This window comes from Kitasatospora cathayae, from assembly GCF_027627435.1.
GTDB classification, from domain to species: Bacteria; Actinomycetota; Actinomycetes; order Streptomycetales; family Streptomycetaceae; genus Kitasatospora; species Kitasatospora cathayae.
On record NZ_CP115450.1, the window covers coordinates 8,818,488 to 8,837,066 of the forward strand.

At 70.7% G+C, this 18,579-nt stretch carries 16 protein-coding genes; 14 read left to right on the plus strand and 2 right to left on the minus strand.

The features are described 5' to 3' along the window. The first annotated feature begins 249 nt into the window (after positions 1-249). From O1G21_RS39565 to O1G21_RS39590, 6 genes are all read left to right on the plus strand, one after another. Positions 250-3,015 carry an AfsR/SARP family transcriptional regulator gene (locus O1G21_RS39565; protein WP_270150675.1) on the plus strand — a complete coding sequence of 922 codons (2,766 nt, stop codon included), beginning with the start codon at positions 250-252 and terminating at the stop codon, positions 3,013-3,015. A gap of 165 nt (positions 3,016-3,180) precedes the next feature. Continuing rightward, positions 3,181-4,374, plus strand: a complete 1,194-nt coding sequence (locus tag O1G21_RS39570) for an FG-GAP repeat domain-containing protein (RefSeq protein ID WP_270150677.1) — start codon at positions 3,181-3,183, stop codon at positions 4,372-4,374. Between the two features lie 74 nt (positions 4,375-4,448). Next, on the plus strand, positions 4,449-6,530 hold the full coding sequence (locus O1G21_RS39575) for an FG-GAP-like repeat-containing protein (RefSeq protein ID WP_270150678.1): 2,082 nt from the start codon (positions 4,449-4,451) through the stop codon (positions 6,528-6,530). Between the two features lie 199 nt (positions 6,531-6,729). After that, positions 6,730-8,736 (plus strand): PIG-L family deacetylase, encoded by a 2,007-nt coding sequence (locus O1G21_RS39580; RefSeq protein WP_270150679.1) that lies wholly within the window; start codon positions 6,730-6,732, stop codon positions 8,734-8,736. A gap of 309 nt (positions 8,737-9,045) precedes the next feature. Then, complete coding sequence (locus O1G21_RS39585; protein ID WP_270150680.1) at positions 9,046-9,273, plus strand: TetR/AcrR family transcriptional regulator C-terminal domain-containing protein; 228 nt, start codon at positions 9,046-9,048, stop codon at positions 9,271-9,273. 423 nt (positions 9,274-9,696) lie between these two features. Then, positions 9,697-10,464, plus strand: a complete 768-nt coding sequence (locus O1G21_RS39590) for an IS5 family transposase (protein WP_270150681.1) — start codon at positions 9,697-9,699, stop codon at positions 10,462-10,464. On the opposite strand, the gene O1G21_RS39595 is transcribed toward O1G21_RS39590, so the two are convergent. Then, positions 10,430-10,942 (minus strand): hypothetical protein, encoded by a 513-nt coding sequence (locus O1G21_RS39595; protein WP_405000775.1) that lies wholly within the window; start codon positions 10,940-10,942, stop codon positions 10,430-10,432. The two genes, O1G21_RS39590 and O1G21_RS39595, sit on opposite strands and share 35 nt — an antisense overlap. Positions 10,943-11,493: 551 nt before the next feature. Here O1G21_RS39595 and O1G21_RS39600 point away from each other — a divergent pair. From O1G21_RS39600 to O1G21_RS39625, 6 genes are all read left to right on the plus strand, one after another. Then, positions 11,494-12,099, plus strand: coding sequence for a thioredoxin family protein (locus O1G21_RS39600; RefSeq protein WP_270150682.1), 606 nt, complete (start codon positions 11,494-11,496; stop codon positions 12,097-12,099). Next, positions 12,096-12,614: a protein-disulfide reductase DsbD family protein gene (locus O1G21_RS39605; protein ID WP_270150683.1), complete on the plus strand. Its 519-nt coding sequence runs from the start codon at positions 12,096-12,098 to the stop codon at positions 12,612-12,614. The genes O1G21_RS39600 and O1G21_RS39605 overlap by 4 nt, the downstream gene beginning before the upstream one ends. Positions 12,615-12,750: 136 nt before the next feature. After that, complete coding sequence (locus O1G21_RS39610) at positions 12,751-13,458, plus strand: hypothetical protein (RefSeq protein ID WP_270150684.1); 708 nt, start codon at positions 12,751-12,753, stop codon at positions 13,456-13,458. Between the two features lie 738 nt (positions 13,459-14,196). Further along, positions 14,197-14,826 carry a hypothetical protein gene (locus O1G21_RS39615; RefSeq protein ID WP_270150685.1) on the plus strand — a complete coding sequence of 210 codons (630 nt, stop codon included), beginning with the start codon at positions 14,197-14,199 and terminating at the stop codon, positions 14,824-14,826. Between the two features lie 34 nt (positions 14,827-14,860). Next, the gene (locus O1G21_RS39620; RefSeq protein ID WP_270150686.1) at positions 14,861-15,559 is read left to right on the plus strand and encodes a helix-turn-helix domain containing protein; all 699 of its coding nucleotides are present in this window, start codon (positions 14,861-14,863) and stop codon (positions 15,557-15,559) included. Between the two features lie 51 nt (positions 15,560-15,610). Then, positions 15,611-16,630, plus strand: a complete 1,020-nt coding sequence (locus O1G21_RS39625; protein ID WP_270150688.1) for a DEAD/DEAH box helicase — start codon at positions 15,611-15,613, stop codon at positions 16,628-16,630. A gap of 117 nt (positions 16,631-16,747) precedes the next feature. Here O1G21_RS39625 and O1G21_RS39630 read toward each other — a convergent pair whose 3' ends face one another. Further along, complete coding sequence (locus O1G21_RS39630) at positions 16,748-17,086, minus strand: DUF559 domain-containing protein (RefSeq protein WP_270150689.1); 339 nt, start codon at positions 17,084-17,086, stop codon at positions 16,748-16,750. 485 nt (positions 17,087-17,571) lie between these two features. On the opposite strand from O1G21_RS39630, the gene lspA reads away from it, so the two are divergent. Further along, entirely contained in the window at positions 17,572-18,159 is a 588-nt protein-coding gene (lspA, locus tag O1G21_RS39635) for a signal peptidase II (protein ID WP_270150690.1), read from the plus strand. A 133-nt stretch (positions 18,160-18,292) separates the two neighbouring features. Continuing rightward, positions 18,293-18,574 (plus strand): transposase, encoded by a 282-nt coding sequence (locus O1G21_RS39640; protein WP_270151483.1) that lies wholly within the window; start codon positions 18,293-18,295, stop codon positions 18,572-18,574. Positions 18,575-18,579: the final 5 nt, after the last annotated feature.

An 18,579-nucleotide genomic window follows, 5' to 3' on the forward strand; every position in this document is an offset into this window, starting at 1 on the left:
AGAGGCATGTCGGAATCCGCGGATAACATCCGTCCAACGGGTGATCGATACGGCCGGTTCCGCCGGTCGGACTTGGGGGGATCCATGCGATTCGATGTGCTCGGTCCGCTTGTGGTCCGGCAGGGCGATCGGGTGGTGCCGGTGGGCGGGCCGAAGGTCCGGGCGTTGCTGGCCGCGCTGTTGTTCCAGGCGAACCGGCCGGTGCCCCTGAGTAGTCTTCAGGGTGCCTTGTGGGGTGAGGAGCCGCCGGTGACCGCGGGCGCTTCGCTGCGCAACCACGTCATGAGACTGCGGCGGGTGCTGGATGTCGTGGGCGACGAGCGGATCTCGTCCACGCCGCACGGGCCGATGCTGCGGGTCGCCGACGGCGAGCTGGACGTTCACGAGTTCACCGCGACGCTCGGGCGCGCTCGCGATTCCCGCGCACGGCAGGACTGGCCGGACGTCATCCGGCACACCGCGGCGGCCCTGACGCTGTGGCGCGGGCAGCCTCTGTCGGACCTGGCGGAGCTGCACACGCTGGAGGCCGAGGTGCGGCACCTGGCCCAGGCCCATCTGCAGGCCCTGAATTGGTACTTCGAGGCCGAGTTGCAGCTGGGCCGGCACGTGGAGGTGATCCCGGAGCTCGGCCGCTGGGCGGCCCGACACCGGCTCCACGAGGCGCTGCACGTCCTGCTCATCACCGCGCTGTACCGCAGCGGCCGGCAGGCCGAGGCGCTGGAAACGTTCGAGACGGTCCGCGTGGCGCTGGCCGAGGAACTGGGCGTCGACCCGGGCCCGGCCCTGCGGGATGTCCACCGGCGCGTGCTGACCGCCGACCTGCTCATCCTCGAACGGCCCGCCGCTGCCGACGAGACAGCCGCCGCTACCCCCCTCCTCAGCACGCGGACTGGCGTAAGCCCCGCAAGTGCTGCCACCGCCGGGTTGGGAGGAACCGATGAGGCCCCGGCCCAGCTGGAACCCGGCAGGCAGGAGGCCACGGCGCCGGCGCCCGCGCAGCTGCCCGCTGACACCCCGCTCTTCACCGGCCGGCAGAGCGAACTGCGGCAGCTGTGCGCAGCGTTGGAACGGGCCACGGACGGCGAGGGCCCGGGCGTGGTGGCCGTGACCGGCATGGGCGGTGTCGGCAAGAGCGCGCTCGCCGTCCACGCCGCCCACCTGCTGCGGGACCGCTTCCCGGACGGGCAGCTCCACTTGGACCTGCGCGGCCACGGCACCGCGACCCCGCGCACCGCGCACGAGCTGCTCGCGTCCGTGTTGACCGACCTCGCCGTGCCCCTACCCCTGCCCGAGGACACCGGCCGGCGGGCGGCGCTGCTGCGGTCGGTGCTCGCCGAGCGGCGCGTGCTGCTGCTCCTGGACAACGCCCGCGACGGCGCGCAGGTGCTCCCGCTGCTGCCCGGTACCGGCCACAGCGCGGCGATCGTCACCAGCCGCTCCACCCTCACCGACCTGCCGACCCCCCACCACCTGTCGCTCGCCCCCATGGACGTCGAGGAGCAGCGCGCCCTGCTGTGCGCGCTGTGCGGCAGCGACCGGGTCGAGCAGGACCTCGACGCCGCGCTGCGGATCCTGGCGGCCTGTGGGGGCCTGCCGCTGGCCCTGCGCATCGTCGGCGCCCGGCTGGCCGCCCGACCGGCCTGGCCGCTGGCGACCCTCGCCGACCGGCTCGCCCCCGAGGGGCCCGGTCGCCTGAGCACCCTGGCGGCAGGGCACCTCCAGGTCCGCGCCACCTTCGCCGCCAGCTACCTCGCCCTGCGGGACAGCGAGTCGCCCGGCGAGCGAGAGGCCGCGCGGGCCTTCCGCCTCCTCGGTCTGTGGTCCGGTCAGACGGTCGGCCCGGCCGACGCCGCCGCCCTCCTCGACCGCGACCCCGCGCGGGCCGAGGAGCTGCTCGAACAGCTCGTCGACGCCCACCTGCTCCAGACCCCGGCCCCGCTGCGCTACCGCCTCCACGACCTGCTCGCCGAGTACGCCGTCGAATGCGCCGAGGCCGACGAGAGCGAGCAGGAGCGCGAGGCGGCGCGGCTGCGGATGTGCGTCTGGTACGCGCTCGCCCTGGAGAACGCCCGCCTGGCCATTCCCGAGGGCGGCCAGCTGCCGCCCCGGCTCGGCCAGCAGCCGCCCGCCCCGCTGCCCGTCTTCACCGACGAGGCCCAGGCCCTCACCTGGTGCCGGCGCGAACTCGCCGGCATCGGCGAGGCCATCCGGCAGGCTGGGCAGAGCCGCCGCTTCGACCTCGCCTGGCGGATGGCCGTCTGGCTCCTCGGCTACATGCGGACCTCCTGGTGGACCGGCCACTGGGAGAGCTACCTCCACCAGGCGCTGGACATCACCGAACAGCACGACGACCGGCTCGGCCGCGCCTGGCTGCTGCGCAGCCTGGGCGCCTGCCACGGCATGTGCCGGCGCCCTGACCGCGCCATCGAGGCCTTCGAGGAGGCCCTCACGCTGTTCGACGACCCCGAGAGCCAGTCCGCCACCCTCGCCTACCTGTCGCTGGCCCACAGCGCGGCAGGCCACGGCGACCAGGCCCTCGCCCATGCCCGTACGGCCCTCGACCTCCACCGGCGCACCGGCGGCAACCGGCACCGCACCGCGATCCTGCTGAGCACCATGGCCGACGCCCTGCGCGTGTCCGGCCACCTGAAGGAGGCCGACCTGCGCTACCGCGAGGCGCTCGGGCTGTGGCGCGCCCACGGGGACGCCAACGGCACCGCCATCGTGCTCACCAACCACGGCGACGTGCTGCGCGGACTCGGCCGCCGCGACGAGGCGTTCATGGCCCTCGACGAGGCCCTCGCGATCTTCCGGCGCATCGGCAACGCCGCCCTCACCGCCGAGTGCCTGGTCATGATGGCCCGTACCCACGCCCGCTTCGACGAGTGGACGCGGGCCCGTGCCCGCATCCACGAGGCGATCGACGTCGCCGACCGCAACCACCTGGAGTCCTGGCTCAGCGAGGCACGCGAGGTCCTCGCCACGATCGAAAGCGCCAACGCCAGCGCGGCATGACGGCTTTCGGGCCTTCGCTCAGGTCTGTTAGGCAGCTGTTACGCCGTTATTCGAGGGGACCGTCACTCTGGTGCTTTCCATTCCACCCCAACGCCAGAGGTAGAACACGTGACACTCGGATTTCTCCGGCTTCGACGGGTCAGAGCCGCTCTGACCGTCGTCGCCATGCTGGTGGCGAGCCTGTCGTTCTCCGTCGGCCAGGCGTCGGCCTACAACTACCCCGGCCCGCACTTCGAAATCCAGAACCAGGCCACCGGCCAATGCCTCCAGGCATCCCCGGACTACAAACCGCAGCAGCTGGAGGTCCACGACTGCGGTACCAGCATCGACCAGGACTTCTCGATCTGGAACACCACCAACATCATCGACGCGGCCGAGGCCGCGGTCTACGGCGGCGGGGTCTGCCTGGGGGCGGACTCGACGGGCGACGGCGTCTCCGTCGGCTGTGGGACCGAGGGCGGCTACACCCTGGACTGGCAGTACGCCACCGCAGCCGGCGGCTGGACGCCCCTCGTCAACCCGTTGGACGGCCACGCCTGTGACCTGACCGTCCTCGGAGACAGCACGGTTGCCTGCATGCAGGCCCAGCACGGCAGCAACGCGCAATGGCGCTTCATCTACGGGGCGCGGCACTACTCGCAGACGGTGGCCGGCGACTTCACCGGCCACGGCCGGGCCGACATCATGGCCCGCGACAACAGCAACGGCAACCTCCTGCTGTGGGTCAACAACATGAACGGCGGCTTCCAGGCCCCGCGTGTCGTCACCGGCGGTTGGAACTTCACCGAGACGACCGTCGGCAAGTTCCACAACAACGGCAGGCTCGACCTCATCGCCAAGGGCACGGACGGCAGCCTGTACATGTGGGACGGCAACGGCGACGGCACCTTCGGCGCCCCCCACAAGGTGACGGACGGGTGGAACTTCACCCAGACCGCGGCCGCCGACTTCGACGGTGACGGCAACGTCGACCTCATCGCCAAGGGCGTCGACAACAACCTCTACATGTGGCCCGGCCACGGCGACGGCACCTTCGGCGCCTCGCACATCCAGACCAGTGACTGGAACTTCACCGGCACCCGCGCCGCCGACTTCAACAACGACGGCAAGGCCGACATCATGGCCCGCGACGCCGCCGGCAACCTGAACATGTGGCTCCACGACGGAGGCAGCTCGTTCAACTCCGCGGCCGTGCTCACCAACGGGTGGTCCTTCACCCAGACCGCGGCCGCCGACTTCGACGGTGACGGCAAGGTCGACCTCATCGGGCGCGACGACTCCAACGGCAACCTCCTGATGTGGCCCGGCAACGGCGACGGCACCTTCGGCGCCTCGCACGTACAGACCGGCGGCTGGTGACCACCTGACCGGCAGCTGCCGCCCCGGCCATCCCCGGGGCGGCAGTCCCCAGCGCATCCAGCGAAAGGACTCCTGTGGACATCGCCCACCGCCCGCCGCGCGCTCGTCGGTCCGCCCTGACAGCCGCCCTCATCCTCGGCGCGTTCGCCGCCCTGCCGCCCACGGCCACTGCGTACGCGACCACCGGCTGCGGGCAAGCTCCCACCGTGCTCCCGTCCAGGCCGGGCGCGACCCTGCCCGTCCCCTCGGCCTGGACCGGAAGCTGGGGCACCGCCATGGGCTCGGCCGGACCATCCGCTTCCTCGGGCGTGACAGGGCAGCAGACCCTGCGCATGGTCATCCACACCAGCATCGGCGGGCCCTCCGCCCGGATCCACCTGGTGAACACCTTCAGCCCGGACCCGGTGACCATCGGCCACGTCACCATCGCGGCTCAGGACGTGACCGCAGCCCGCAACGGGCACCTGGCCACGGCATCGGCCACGCCCCTCACCCTTACGTTCGGCGGATCCGACCAGGCCGTCATCCCACCTGGTGGCGAGCTCTACAGCGACCCTGCCGCCTTCCCGGTCGCCGCGGACGAGAACCTGCTGGTCAGCATCTGGCTGCCCAACGGGGTCACCACCGCGCCGTACCACGCGTACACCCTCACGACCTCGTCCACCACCGCGCCCGGAGACGGCGCCGACCACACCCTGGACACCGGCGGCGTCGGCTTCCCGACCACCTACACGTACTGGGCCTACCTCAATGGCCTGGACGTCACCGCCGCGGGCAGCGGAGGGACGGTCGTCGCCTTCGGCGACTCCCAGGTGGACGGCGGCCACACCGACCAGGACTCCAACTCCCGCTGGGCCGACGACTACGGGCGTGTCCTCAGCGCCCAGCCGACGCCGGCCGGCATCGTCAACAAGGGCATATCCGGCAACAGGATCCTCACCGACGGCACGGGCGGACGCATCACCTACGGCCAGAGCGCACTCAACCGCTTCGACCGGGACGTGCTCTCCCAGACCGGAGTGCAGAGCGTCGTGTTCTACGAAGGCATCAACGACATCACGATGGACGACGCCTCCGACCCGGCGATCGAGACGGGAATCCAGCAGCTGGCCTCGCGCGCGCACGCGGTCGGGCTCCGCTTCACCGTGGCCACCATCCCCGGCTTCCAGGGCTACGACGGCTACACCGCCGCCCGGGACCAGGTACGCCAGTGCGTGAACAACTGGATCCGCACGACGCCGGACATCGACGGCTTCCACGACTTCGACCAGGCGACCCGCGACCCCCTCAACCCCGGCGCCGCGTTCGCCGGCTACGTCGACACCGACCACCTGCACTTCACCACGAACGGGAACCAGGTCCTCGCCAACGTACTGGCCCCGCAACCCGCCCCGGCCAGGCCCTCCCTCACCTTCTCCCAGACCACGGCCGGCGCCTTCCACGGCAAGGGCACCAGCGACCTCGTCGCCCGCAACGACAACGACGGGCACCTGTACGAGTGGGCAGGCCACGGCGACGGCTCCTTCGCCCCACCGGTCGACCTGACAGGTGGTTGGGGCTCGTTCTCCCAGACGACGGCGGGTGACTTCCGCGGCACCGGGCACGCCGATTTGATGGCGCGGGAGGACTCGAGCGGGAACCTGTACCTGTGGCCGGGCAATGGGGACGGTACCTTTGGCAGCCGGGTCCTGGTCACCGGTGGTTGGGGTCCGTTCTCCCAGACGACGGCGGGTGACTTCCGCGGCACCGGGCACGCCGATTTGATGGCGCGGGAGGACTCGAGCGGGAACCTGTACCTGTGGCCGGGCAATGGGGACGGTACCTTTGGCAGCCGGGTCCTGGTCACCGGTGGTTGGGGTCCGTTCTCCCAGACGACGGCGGGTGACTTCCGCGGCACCGGCCGCGCCGATTTGATGGCGCGGGAGGACTCGAGCGGGAACCTGTACCTGTGGCCGGGCAATGGGGACGGTACTTTTGGCAGCCGGGTCCTGGTCACCGGTGGTTGGGGTCCGTTCTCCCAGACGACGGCGGGTGACTTCCGCGGCACCGGCCGCGCCGACCTCATCGCCCGCAACGACACCTACGACGCCCTCGACGAGTGGGTGAACACAGGCGAAGCCTCCTTCTCCCACCCCTTCCGGCTCACCGACTGGTGAACGGCAGGCCCGGCCGGTACGAGACGCGCCCTGCCCAGAGCGCACCAGGAATTCCTGCCGGCCGGCTCAGGGATCCTCGGCCCGACCGTCCTCCGCCGGGCTGGCGGCGCGTCTGCCCGCAGGGCACCAACGACACCAATGATCATTCATCGCGGGGCGCCAATGCCTCCTGCCCATGCCAAGGGAGTTGAAAGACAGCATGCGGTTCAAATCTGCCGCCGGCGTCGCCATGGTGGCGCTCGCCGTGGCCACGACGGTGACCGGCGGTGATGCGCCGAAGGCGTACGCGGACTCTTCACCGGTGGCCGAATCGTTCATGCAGATCGTCGCGCACCAGGACGACGACATCCTCTTCATGAACCCCGACATCTCTCGCGAGTACTCGGACCCCTCGGTCACCGTCTTCCTCACGGGCGGAGACGCGACCGGTACCGGTTTCCCCGACATCTGCGCCTACTCGGCGAGCCGGGACACCGGAGCCCGGGCCGCGCATGCCCGGCTCGCCGGTGTCACCAACCCGACCTGGACCAGGACACCGCTCACGCTGAGCACCGGCAAGACCGTCGAGGTCGACACGCTGGACCAAGCCTCGCAGGTCAAGCTGGTCTTCTTCAGGCTCCACGCGAGCGGTGACATCCCCGCCGGGAACGTGAGCCCCGACGACCTCTTCACCTTGGGCGGCTCGAACACCGACTCCACGCTGGGCAGCGCCGCCTCGGACGGCAACTGCGACGCGACGTACGGCAACCAGAGCTACACCCATGCCGACCTGACGGCCAGCCTGACCGACCTGATGAGCCGCTTCCAGCCGACCGTGGTCCTCGCACAGGACCCGCGGGTCGGATACGGGTACAGCCACACGGACATCACCGACCTCGGCGACCAGTCCGACCACATCGGCGGCTCCCGGTTCGTCGGCGAAGCCGCGCTCGGATACCACGGCCCGGGCGGCAGCGGGCACTTCCTGCTCCGCAACTACCGCGACTACAACATCCGGATCGACCCGCCCAACGTCGACCCGACTACCGCGGACGACAAGGAACAGACCTTCCTGACGTACCTGGGCCCGAACCAGTCCGGTACCGCCACGACCTACCAGGGCCTCCACGACCCGGTGCCCGACCCGAACGAGTCCACCTTCTACGCGATGTTCCCCGCACGCCAGTACCCGCGCTGGTCGAACGGCACGGCCTGGTCGGCTCTCGACCGCAGCGGTCTGCTGAACGCCTTCGCCGTCCTCGACGGGCACGTCCAGGTATGGAGGGAGACGTCCGGCGGCGCCAGCTGGAACGGCCCCAGCGCGATCCCGGGCGGCGATGTACTCTCCCCGGCTCTCGGCGTGATCAAGGACGGGAACGGCCTGATCCACCTGTTCGGCATCAGGCTGGGCGACAACCAGATCGTCACCGTCGCGCAGACCGCGCCCGGGGCGTGGGGCGACTGGACGGTTCTCGGCAACCCCAATCCGACCAACCCCCAGTACGTCGGAAGCCCGACACCCGTCCTCAACCAGAACGGCCTGTTGACGGTCTTCGTCAGCAACGCGGGCGGCGGGGTGAGCGCCGTTTCCCAGCTGAACGGAGGCGGGTGGACCACCAGCTGGGCGGACCTCCAGGGCAGCTGGGTCCGCGACGGCCTCGCCGCCGCGCAGGCCTCCGACGGCCGGGTCGACGTGTTCGCCCCGTCCGTGAACGGCATCCTGCACTGGCGCCAAAGCGCCCCCAACAGTGCCACTTACGTGCAGGACACCAGCGCCCTCGGCCCCGCGCCCGCCGGCCCGATCACGGTGGGCAAGAACGCCGACGGCCGGCTGGAGATCTTCTACGACCAGGGCGGCACGGCGCAGGCAGCCACCCAGTACGTGCAGTCCGACGGAACCTGGACGACCTCCCCCAGCCCCATGGACGGACCGGTCAGCATGGAGGGCGTGTCCGTGGTCACCGGCGGCGATGGCCGGAACACGGTCGTCACCCGCAACGGCGGCGGCGGAGTCAGCATGACCTCACAGACCGCGGCCAACACAGGCTTCGCCAGCACCTGGCCGGACCTCGGTAACGTGATCGTCGGCGCGCCTTCGGTCACCCTCGACGGCGCCGGCCGCGAGACGGTCCTGGCGCTCGGTCGCGACGCCGCTCTGCACGTCAGCAGGCAGACCGCAGCCGGGACGGACAAGCCCTTCGGCGCCTGGCAGTTGGCCGGCGACTGACCCACCGCGGCGCGGGCGCGCGGCCCTGCCGACTTCCCGACCCCGCGCGGCCCTGCCCCTTCAACGGCAAGGCCGCGCGGAGTCGCTGAGGCTGGCGGAGCCATCGCGTTCCCCCGATCTCGTCGTCGATCTTCACGTACAGTGCGGTCACGAGGGTGCTCGGGTCGGTCGTCCCAAACTGATCTTGGACACCCTTGTCCCTTTTATGGGCCGAAGTTCGGATTTGCTTGTCTAGCAGGTTGCTCGCTGCGGCCGGTCCGGCTGCTCCTCAGCTTGGGGATCGTTTTCGGGTGCTGGCAGGATGGCCGGATGGACGACGACACCGCCCCCACCGCCGGGTGGGTCCGGGGTGACTGGAGGGCCCGTTGGCCGCTCAACGTGGAAGCCGGGACGTTCTGGAGCACCGCCCTCGGCGCAGTGCTGCTCGTCCGCGCCGGGGCACATGGCACCGCCGACGACCTCGACCTCACCGGAGCACTGACCATCCACGACGAACCCGATCCCGGTGACGTGGCCAGTGCCAGGCGCTCGATGTAGGAGGACTTGCTCTCGCGGTAGAGCGCAGCGACGGTCCGGGACAGGGGCCGCAGCCGCGAAGGGGGCAGGGCCGCCGTCATGCCGCGTCGTCCTCGGCGCCGTCCGCTCCCGGAGTGGGCGGCTCGGACTGGGAGGCTAACTAGCCGTTGCTCTATCGATCCTGGTGAGCGTGAGTTCGAGTCTGCCGACTCGGTCGGGTGATCTTCTGGTCGGCAGGGCATGAAAGTGGGGCCTCCCGCACAGCTCGTGGGTGTCGAATCCAGCCGAGCAACAGGAGGCCCTGGTGCCGCAGTCTTCCGTCTCCGTGACGTTGCCGTCCAACTCCGCACCCCTGTCGTGTGATTGCCTCGCTCACCGGTTCGGGAACGCCGGGGACCGGCCGCACAGGCGTCCGAGGTACCCCTCGGACATGACCGACGCGGAGTGGGCCGTCGTGCGCGACGCAATGCCCGTGCCCGCTGGCTGGAAGGCCGCGGCGGGCAGCCGGAGAGCTACTGCCACCGGCAGCTGGTCGACGCGGTGCGCTACCTGGTCGCGGGCGGCATCGCCTGGAGGGCGGTACCCGCGGACTTCCCCGCCTGGGACCGCGTCTACGCCTTCTTCCGGCGCTGGCGGGACAAGGGCCTGGTCGCCGAGTTCCACGACCGGCTGCGCGACCGGGTCCGCAAGGCGGCGGGCCGTGATCCGGAGCCGACCGCCGGGATCATCGACGCGCAGTCGGTGAAAGGGGCCGCGTCGGTGCCGGCCACGAGCCGGGGGTTCGACGGCGGGAAGAAGGTGAACGGCCGCAAGAGGCACATCGTCGTGGACACCCTCGGCCTGCTGCTGACGGTGCTGGTCACCGCCGCATCCGTCACCGACCGCGAGGCCGGCCGCACTCTGCTGGAGCGGCTGCGTGAGCGGCACTGGCGCATCTCGCTGGTCTGGGCCGACGGCGGCTACACCGGACGCCTGCTCGACCTCGCCCGCAATGCCCTGCGGATCGCACTGACCGTGGTCCGACGCACCGACGACGCCACGGGCTTCGTGGTGCTGCCGAAAAGGTGGCTGGTGGAACGGACGTTCGCATGGCTGATGCACTCACGCCGCCTGGCCCGCGACTACGAGACCCGCACCGACACCTCCGAGGCGATGATCCGATGGTCGATGAGCATGGTCATGAGCCGCCGGCTCGCCCGGCGAGCACGCTGAACATCCCCGGCCGTTCCTCGACGAGCCAGCCCCGCGCGGCCAAGCGCTTCACCTTCGACCGCACTCCCTCCACCTTCGCCGGAACCGGCTCCAGCCCGAGTGCCGCCGCGAGCTGCCGACAGTCCATCTTCTCCCCGCTCCCCGCCAGGACCTCCACGAGCCGCTGGTAGTCGGGCGCCAGCGCACCCGGATCGAGACCTTCCCTCCAGACGGGAACCACCGATCCGGGCCCTGCTCCGGCGACCCGCGCAGACCGTTCACCGGCCACCCCGGCCGGCGATGCCTCCTCGCCTGCAGGAGGTTCTGCCAGGACCTCGGCCACCGTCTGACGGGTAATCACGAACCGTTCCCACGCGGCTTCCGCCTCCCGCAGCTCGGCCTGCAGAACCTCCACTCGCTGCCGGGCAGCACGCTCGCGCTCCTCCAGTAGCCCCATCACCGACGGCACCGGCACCTCCACCGAAGAGACGAACGACACCCCGTCTCTGCCACCGAGGCACCAGCACTATGCCTGACCAGCGGAAACGCACCCATCACTATCGGAAAGACAACGGCTTCTAAGGCGGCCGCCCGGCCCAAGCTCAACTCCCTGTCGAGGTGGATCATCAACCGCGCGGACACCCCCCACCAGATCGCCCTCCTCGCCAGAGAAGGCGAAGGGGGGCGACGGCGCCCTGATCTTCGGGTGCCTGTTGCTGCTCACCGGCCACCCGCGCAGCGCCGAATTCTGGTGGGGCTACGCCGCCGGCACCGACAACCACACGGCCAGCTACTGCCTCTACCTGTACAACCTCCACCATGGCGACCTCGGCGAGGCCCAGACCTGGTTCGAACGCGCCACCCCGCGAACGGCCGGTTGCGAGGCTGGCGACACCATCCGCCCAAACCCGCCGCCGGTCGACAACGTCTCAACGAGACACAGCCAACGGGTAGCCGTCCGGCACCGGCCTTCGAACACCTGCCGCTGCTGGCCGGAGGCCGTGGCCCCGCTATCCTCCCTGGGTCAGCGATCGACATCGGGGGGAACCTATGCGGCAGCGCCGCGCTCTGCTTGCCAGCGCCGTCCTGGCGACCGTACTCACCACCGGCTGCGGCTCGGGCGGAAGCGCCACGGGCGAGGCGGCTGACGCAACCGGGACGCCCCCTACTGCTGCGCCGATCGAGACGGCCACCGCAGCTGCTGCGCCCGCGAGTTCCGCGTCGACGGGCTCGGCGACCGCGAGCGCCGGGGCCGGGAAGCCGCCGGCCGGGTACGACCCGAACCGGGACGCCGCGGCCGACCTGAAGGCGGCGCTCGCCCTGTCGGCCGGCGATCAGCGGCCGGTGCTGATCGACTTCGGGGCCAACTGGTGCCCCGACTGCAAGGTGCTCGACAAGCTGTTCCGCTCCGAGCAGGTCGCCCCGCTACTGCGGGACGACTACCGGGTGGTGGCCGTGGACGTGGGCAGGTTCGACCACAACCTCGACCTGGCGGCCCAGTACGTCGACCTCCAGCTCAGCGGCATTCCCGCGCTGGTGGTGCTCTCCCCGGACGGCGCGGTGCGCACCGCGAGCAACGACGGCGCGTTCTCCAACGCCCGCAGCATGACCGCGAACACGGTCGCCGCCTACCTCAAGCGCTGGTCGCAGAAGTGAGTCCGGCTGGGCGGTTCTGCGCAGGGTCGGCGGTCGCAACGCTGCTGCTGCTCGGGGCGGCGGGCTGCGCCGCGGACCCGGCGCCGGCGGCCGGCCCCGCCGCCGGCTACAGCGGCGGCGGGGTCACAGTCGCCGTGCGCCTTGAGGCCGAGGAGGGCGGGCGGCAACTGCTCAGCGCCACCTTCACCCCCGAGCAGGCCGGGTTCCACCTGTACAGCGTCGACCTGCCGGCCGGCGGGGTCGACGGGCTCGGCCTGCCGACCCGGCTGACGGTGCGCGGCGGCCTGGCCGTGGACGGCGTCGCCCGGGCCGATCGTCCGCTGCGTACGGTCAGCCCCTTGGGCCTGGGCGTGGAATTGCCGGTCTACCCGGACGGCGCGGTCACCGTCACCCTCCCGGTCCGCCGATCCGACGGCGGGCCGGCTGAGGCGGTGGTGAGCTTCGGCGCGTGCAGTGAGCAGCGCTGTCTCATCCCCGTCACCGACCAGGTCATCCCCCTCGGTCCGATCGGCTGACACGGGCGGGCGGCCCAGCCGGTCCGCCGTGTGGGGCACGAGTACCGCGAGCTGGTCGGAGGCCCGCTCGACGGCCTCCTTCTGTTCTCTGAACTACCTAACTCTGCGGCTCTGTTCACGATGACGGGCGATCATCATGCGGAAGACTGTGCGGGTGACCCTTCCTACCCCCCTTGCCGCTGCTGAAGAGATCCACACTCACCTCGTCGACCAGCTCAACCTCGCCCTTCGCCGACCCGGGATGTACGGCGGCGAGGCGGCTCTTCGGATCCTGATTGATCACCTGCTGTTCGTGGAACGCCGGCCCGAGGCGTGGGCCCAACTGCAGCGGGGCTGGGAAGACCGGGGGCTCTGGACCTCGATCGGCATCGCCGGGGCCTTCCAGGACTTGTTCCCCGCACAGGCCGACTGCCATGAAATCTCCTCGGTGTACGCGGAGTTCGCGCAGCAGAGTGGCTGGCTCAAGCCCGACCGGGTTCTCACGGGGGAGGCGTACGAGGCCCTCACTGGCCGTGTCCGGCGGTGGGCCGCTGCGGACCGCACCTGGGCAGACGTGACGGCGGAGTTTGGTTCTCCCTCTGTGCTGTTCGGAGGGAATAACCCTCTTTACGGGAAGACGCTCGGGTACCTCACTGAGGATCCGCAGCAGCCGATGGTGGTCTTCCACTTGTGGAACGGCAGCGGCCCAGGGACTGAATCGTGGCCGCCCGAGCAGGAGCAACCGCAGCTTCTCGCAGTGCGCTTCGGCGTGGGCTCGTTCCCCGGGTCGTTGACGTTCACCCCCGAGGGCGAGCGGCAGAAGCCAACGATCGGTGACCCTCGCGGACGAACGTACGGGGCTTGACCGGTCGGCTTTCACAGGTCCCGTGCCTCGTGCGTGCGAGCGGCCATCTGGTCGAACCTGGGGATACCCATGAAGACTGGGGAGGCCCTGCGCTCCTGCTGGACGTCGAGTTGGTAGAGCTTCTCCTGCGCTGCGGCGAGGCTGGCGGAGAGCCCTTCGACTTCGCCGAGCCAGCCCTCGCGGGGATGCGCCGCGGAACCCGCTGCGGAACGCGGGGCCGGTACAGACCCGCGCGCACCGACCCCCGCCCGCCCTGGCGGGCTGCCGGCCTGCCGGCGACACACCCTGATACCACCACCGGGACCAACCCCGGCAGCAGCGCGGCTCCTGCCTGCGCACACTGGAGGGGTCGGTCCGCGCCCGAACCCCCGAGCGGGCGGCGGACCGGCCCCCGGCGTCACCGAGTGGTCAGGGCCTCGGAGCGTCTGCAGGCTGGGCCTCGCACCAACTGGCGGCCGTCGTCGCTGGGAGGCGTGCCCGCTTGCGGGCGGCCTGGCGACTGATGCCTGCGGTCTCGCCGAGCTCAGGAAAGCCCGCCCCAGCGTGTCCAGCGCGCTCGGCGGTCTCCGGGGGTATCTGCTGGCAGGTCTCGGCATACGTGGTGGTGCCTGGGCAGGGTAGAACTCGCTGGGGAATCCGGGAGAGAGCTGACACTCGAATGTCTGCCCTAGGGGTGACAACTGCGTCAGCCCCAGGGCAGACTTTGAGTCGCCGATACGCGACCCGCAGGAGCGCCCGATGCTCACCACCGTCCTCACCTCGCCCGACTACGCGACGGCTGCCGAGTACGTCGCTGACCAGGCCATCGAGCTGACCGCCGTGACCGCTTGTATGGACTCCGAACTCCACACCGTCTGGTTGGACGGGGCCGCCGCCACCGTCTGGCACGCCTACAACGACGTTGACACCGGCGACTGGATCCTGGACCGCGAGCCTGCTGGGGAAGCCCAGCGCTGGATCGAGGAGCAACTCCTCCACGTGCTGGATCGCCTTGCCTCCCCGGACACCAGCATCGAGTACAGCCACAACCCCGGACGGGTCGAGGACGACCTGAAGGCCCTCGGCGAACTGGAGGCCGTCAAGCTCGCCGCCCTGCGCGCGCTCACCGGTGGCGACCCGGTCGCCACCGACAAGCTGATCCGCAAGGAGATGGACGCACTGCGCACGCGGATCGGCCTCCTGGCCCGGCTGCGCGCGGTCAACCTCAACCAGGCCTACGGCAGCGACCGCGGCGCCCAGGCCGAGGCGTCCCGCGCGCTCGGCGTCACCCGCGAGAGCGCCCGCCGGGCCATGGACGCGGCCGACACCTACGCCGACCGCGCCCGCGCCGGCGCCGAGAAGGCGCCCCAGACCGACCTGTGGAACTGACAGCCCGTCCGAGCCCGCACCCTGGAGATGACCGGTGAGTCCTGCCGACCCGAACCGGCCGAACGAGGCCGCCCGCCTCACCCAGCAGCTGATCGACCAGGGCTTCACCAAGCGTCAGGCCGCCAGGATGCTGGGCCGTGACGCCTCGCTGGTATCGCAGTTCTTCACCAAGGGCAAGGGCGCGGCGTTCGTGAACGCGCTGCGCCAGGTCGTACGGGCGGTGCGCGGCGGCGAACGCGACACGGAGGCCTTGTCCGGGATCGCGGCCGAGAACGTGGAACGCCGCCGGACCAGGACCGGCCAGAAGGCCCGGGTGCGCGGCAAGGACGTCGTCGGCGCGCCCGGCGAGTCGATGGCCGGCCGCGCCGGGAAGCAGGCCATCCGCTCCGGCGCCTCCCACCTCGCCCCGGTGGTGCACGAGACCGGCCAGGCCGGCGGCCGCCTTGCGTTCACGGTGCGGATGCGCGCCGACCAGTTCACCATGTCGGCCGGCTCCACCGAGGACTCCCCGGGCCTGCGCCGCGGGTTCGTCCCGCGCGCGGACGGCACGGAGGAGCGCACCTACGGCAGCTCCTCCACTGGCGGGTTCGACGCCGCCGAGTGGTCCCGCCGGGCCGCGGACCACCACGGCGACGTGACCGAGGCGATGCGGGCGTGGCTGGTGGAGACCGGTCGGGCCGTCGAGGACGCCGACATCCAGTACCTCGAAGTCCGCGGATGGGTCCCCCGGTAACACCCCGGACCCCCGGCCCCCCAGACTTGGCAGACGAAGGAGAGCACCGCCGTGGACACCACGACCACCACCACCGCAGAGGCCGCCGCGCCGGCCGGGCCGCTGGCCATCCCCGCGCAGCCGTCCGCCGGCACCGCCGCGGTGAACCCGCTTTCGCTGCACGGGTTCCAGAAGGACGCCGTGGCGGCCGCAGTGAAGACCGTGAAGGCGGGCGGTCGCGCGACGGTCGTCGCCGCCACCGGCTCCGGCAAGACCCTGATCGCGGCCGGCTGCGCCCGGCGCCTGGCCGCGCGTGGTGTCGTCCTGGTCCTGGTGCCGACGATCGAACTCCTGGAGCAGACGGCGGAGGCGTGGTCGCTGAAGGGCGGGCGGCGGGGTCTGGCGGTGGCGGCGTGCTCGCGGGAGGAGGCGTTGGAGAGCGCGGAGGCCGGCGGCCGGATCCGGGCGCAGGTGTCGACGCAGGCCGCGCGGATCGCCGACCTGGTCGCCTCGGCCAAGCCCGGTGAGCCGGTGACGGTGTACGCGACCTACGCGTCGCTGGAGCGGATCGTCCAGGCCCACCAGCAGTTCGGCCTGCCGGCCTGGGACCTGGTGGTCGTGGATGAGGCGCACCGTACGGCCGGGTCGGAGGGCAAGGCGTGGGCGGCGGTTCACGCCGACGGCCAAGTCCCGGCCGCGCGGCGGCTGTACTTCACCGCCACGCCCAGGATCGCGGATGACCGGCGGGCGATGGACGGCCTGGCAGACCTCGGTGCCGTCGCCGACACCGACGGCACCGACGGCACCGACCGCGAGGGCTCGGAGCAGCTGCCCGCGTTGTGCTCGAGGATGACGAGACGGTCTATGGCCCGACCGTCTACACCTGGACGCTGGGCCAGGGGATCGAGCACGGCTACCTCGCCGACTACCGCGTCCTGGTCCCCGTCGTCACCGACGAAGACCTGCGCGACCTGCTCAACCTGCCCGCCGTCGCCGACCTGCGCACCCAACGTACCAACGAAGACCTGCTGCGCCTGGCGTTGCAGGTCGCGGTGCTGCGGGCGGTCGCGGACCTGGACCTGCGCCGCGTGATCACCTTCCACTCGCGCGTGTCGGGGGCGCGGGAGTTCGCCGCGGACCTGCCCGCGGCGGCCGCGCTGTTGAAGGACGCGGCGCAGCAGTTCACCTATGAGCCTGGGACCAAGTACCTCAGGAGTGTCTCCGGGGCACGGTCAGGCCATGGTGCTCGAAGAGGTGGGTGAAGAACTGTTCGACGAGCGGGCGGATCCGGTCTCGGCCGAGTTCGGTGGAGCTGAAGCGGTAGACATCGTAGCCGCGCAGCTTCAGGTCGCGGTCTCCGCGGACGGTGTCCTCGTACGCTTTGCTGTTCGCGTAGTGGTGGCCGCCGTCGACCTCGACCACCACCCGGCTGCCGTTGGGCAGGAGGATGAGGAAGTCCATCCGGTGGTTCAGCAGCGCCTTCACCCCGCGTCGCTCCACGGTTTTCGGGTCCCAGTGCAGCCACACCTCGGGGAGCAGTGCCGGCATGTCCCAGGCACGGCCCCCGAAGACGAGGGCTGGGGCGTGCCAACCTTCACCAGACCGGAGGAGGTGAGGGCCGTGCTGACGACCTCGGTCAGCTTCTCGGCGGTCTCCAACTGGGGGGCGGAGATCGTGAACTGCAGCGGTACCGGCTTTTCGGCCAGGGCGGCGGCTGGTACGGGCCCGCGCGGCGCGGCGTGGACGCCACACCCTCTCCAGGACCCGCTCGGCGACAGCGAGCTCGTCCCGCTCCGACCGCACCTCCGCCAGCCCGCCTGACCTGCTGCTCTTCGAGTCGTCCAAGCCGGTGCGGCGCGCGGTGATCGCTTCACCTTGGGATCGAGCATGAACGGATCGTAGAAGGCTGTTCATGGGGATTGAGGCCCAGTCAACATGATCAGACCACAGAGGTGGCTGGCGCCATCCTCCTGCCTGACGTTTCCGCTCGGAGGCTCTTGTAATGTGGTGTCGTCTAGGGCGGCTCGGCATCCATGGAGCGGATCATTACTACCCACAATGCTTCGCAATCCCAGCCCGAGACCGTGACGCGTGCTGGTGGCAAGCGCACACTGGCTCTGACCGCTCTCGTGACGGCGGCCGTTGTCACCTATGCCTTGGACCTGGGCAGCAAGCTTGTGGCTGTCTCGCGGTTGGAAGGCCAAGAGCCCGTTGCGGTAGTGGGCCACGTGCTTACGCTGCAAGTGTTCCGTAACTCGGGTGCGGCTTTCAGCAGCGGTCAGGCCTTCACTGTTGTGTTCACGGCGATTGCGGTCGCGGTTGCCGTGGTCATCACGCGTGCCGCGCGTCGGCTCCAGAGCCTTCCTTGGGCTGTTGCTCTGGGCCTGCTGCTTGGGGGCGCGCTCGGCAATTTGACTGACCGGACCTTCCGAGGGCCCGCGGCCTTTCGCGGGCACGTCGTCGACTTCATCTCCGTCGAGCACTTCGCGGTGTTCAACCTCGCAGATTCGGGCATTGTCTGTGGCGGTGCCCTGATGGTCCTCATGACGATCCGGGGCACTTCTCTGGATGGCTCAGCCCCTCACGATCGGCAGAGCCGGAGCATTCTCTCCCCCCGGTGAGATCCTCCGGAACCGAGAACTCGACCGTTGGCGGCATACACGGACACTGCGGACAGTGCTCTTCTCATAAAGTGCCATCACCATCGGCCGGGTAGCGGAACCATCGACCACACGCCGCCGTAGATCTCCTCGTATTGGCGCCGCTGGTCGGCGCTCAGTCCCATGCGGCGGTCCATCGCGTAGTGCAGCGACACGAGCATGCGCAACGCGAACCGCCGCCGACGAGAAGATGGGCAGGCTCACGGCGGCGGCCGAGCACTCCATGAGCAACGGGCTCGCAGAGAGCATGAACACCAGGGTTCGGTTGATCGCCCGCATGGCCTTCGGCTTCAAGGACCCCGCAGCGCTCATCGCACTCGCCATGCTCAGCCTCGGCGGCCACCGGCCCCACCTACCAGGCCGTCAAGCTGAATGAACCCA

Excerpts from the sequence above, each read along its gene's own strand:
- O1G21_RS39610 (WP_270150684.1), top strand. The coding sequence starts at position 12,751 with ATGCGGAAGACTGTGCGGGTGACCCTTCCTACCCCCCTTGCCGCTGCT.
- O1G21_RS39580 (WP_270150679.1), top strand. The coding sequence starts at position 6,730 with ATGCGGTTCAAATCTGCCGCCGGCGTCGCCATGGTGGCGCTCGCCGTG.
- O1G21_RS39600 (WP_270150682.1), top strand. The coding sequence starts at position 11,494 with ATGCGGCAGCGCCGCGCTCTGCTTGCCAGCGCCGTCCTGGCGACCGTA.
- O1G21_RS39585 (WP_270150680.1), top strand. The coding sequence starts at position 9,046 with ATGGACGACGACACCGCCCCCACCGCCGGGTGGGTCCGGGGTGACTGG.
- O1G21_RS39630 (WP_270150689.1), bottom strand. The coding sequence starts at position 17,086 with ATGCCGGCACTGCTCCCCGAGGTGTGGCTGCACTGGGACCCGAAAACC.
- lspA (WP_270150690.1), top strand. The coding sequence starts at position 17,572 with ATGGAGCGGATCATTACTACCCACAATGCTTCGCAATCCCAGCCCGAG.
- O1G21_RS39615 (WP_270150685.1), top strand. The coding sequence starts at position 14,197 with ATGCTCACCACCGTCCTCACCTCGCCCGACTACGCGACGGCTGCCGAG.
- O1G21_RS39570 (WP_270150677.1), top strand. The coding sequence starts at position 3,181 with ATGCTGGTGGCGAGCCTGTCGTTCTCCGTCGGCCAGGCGTCGGCCTAC.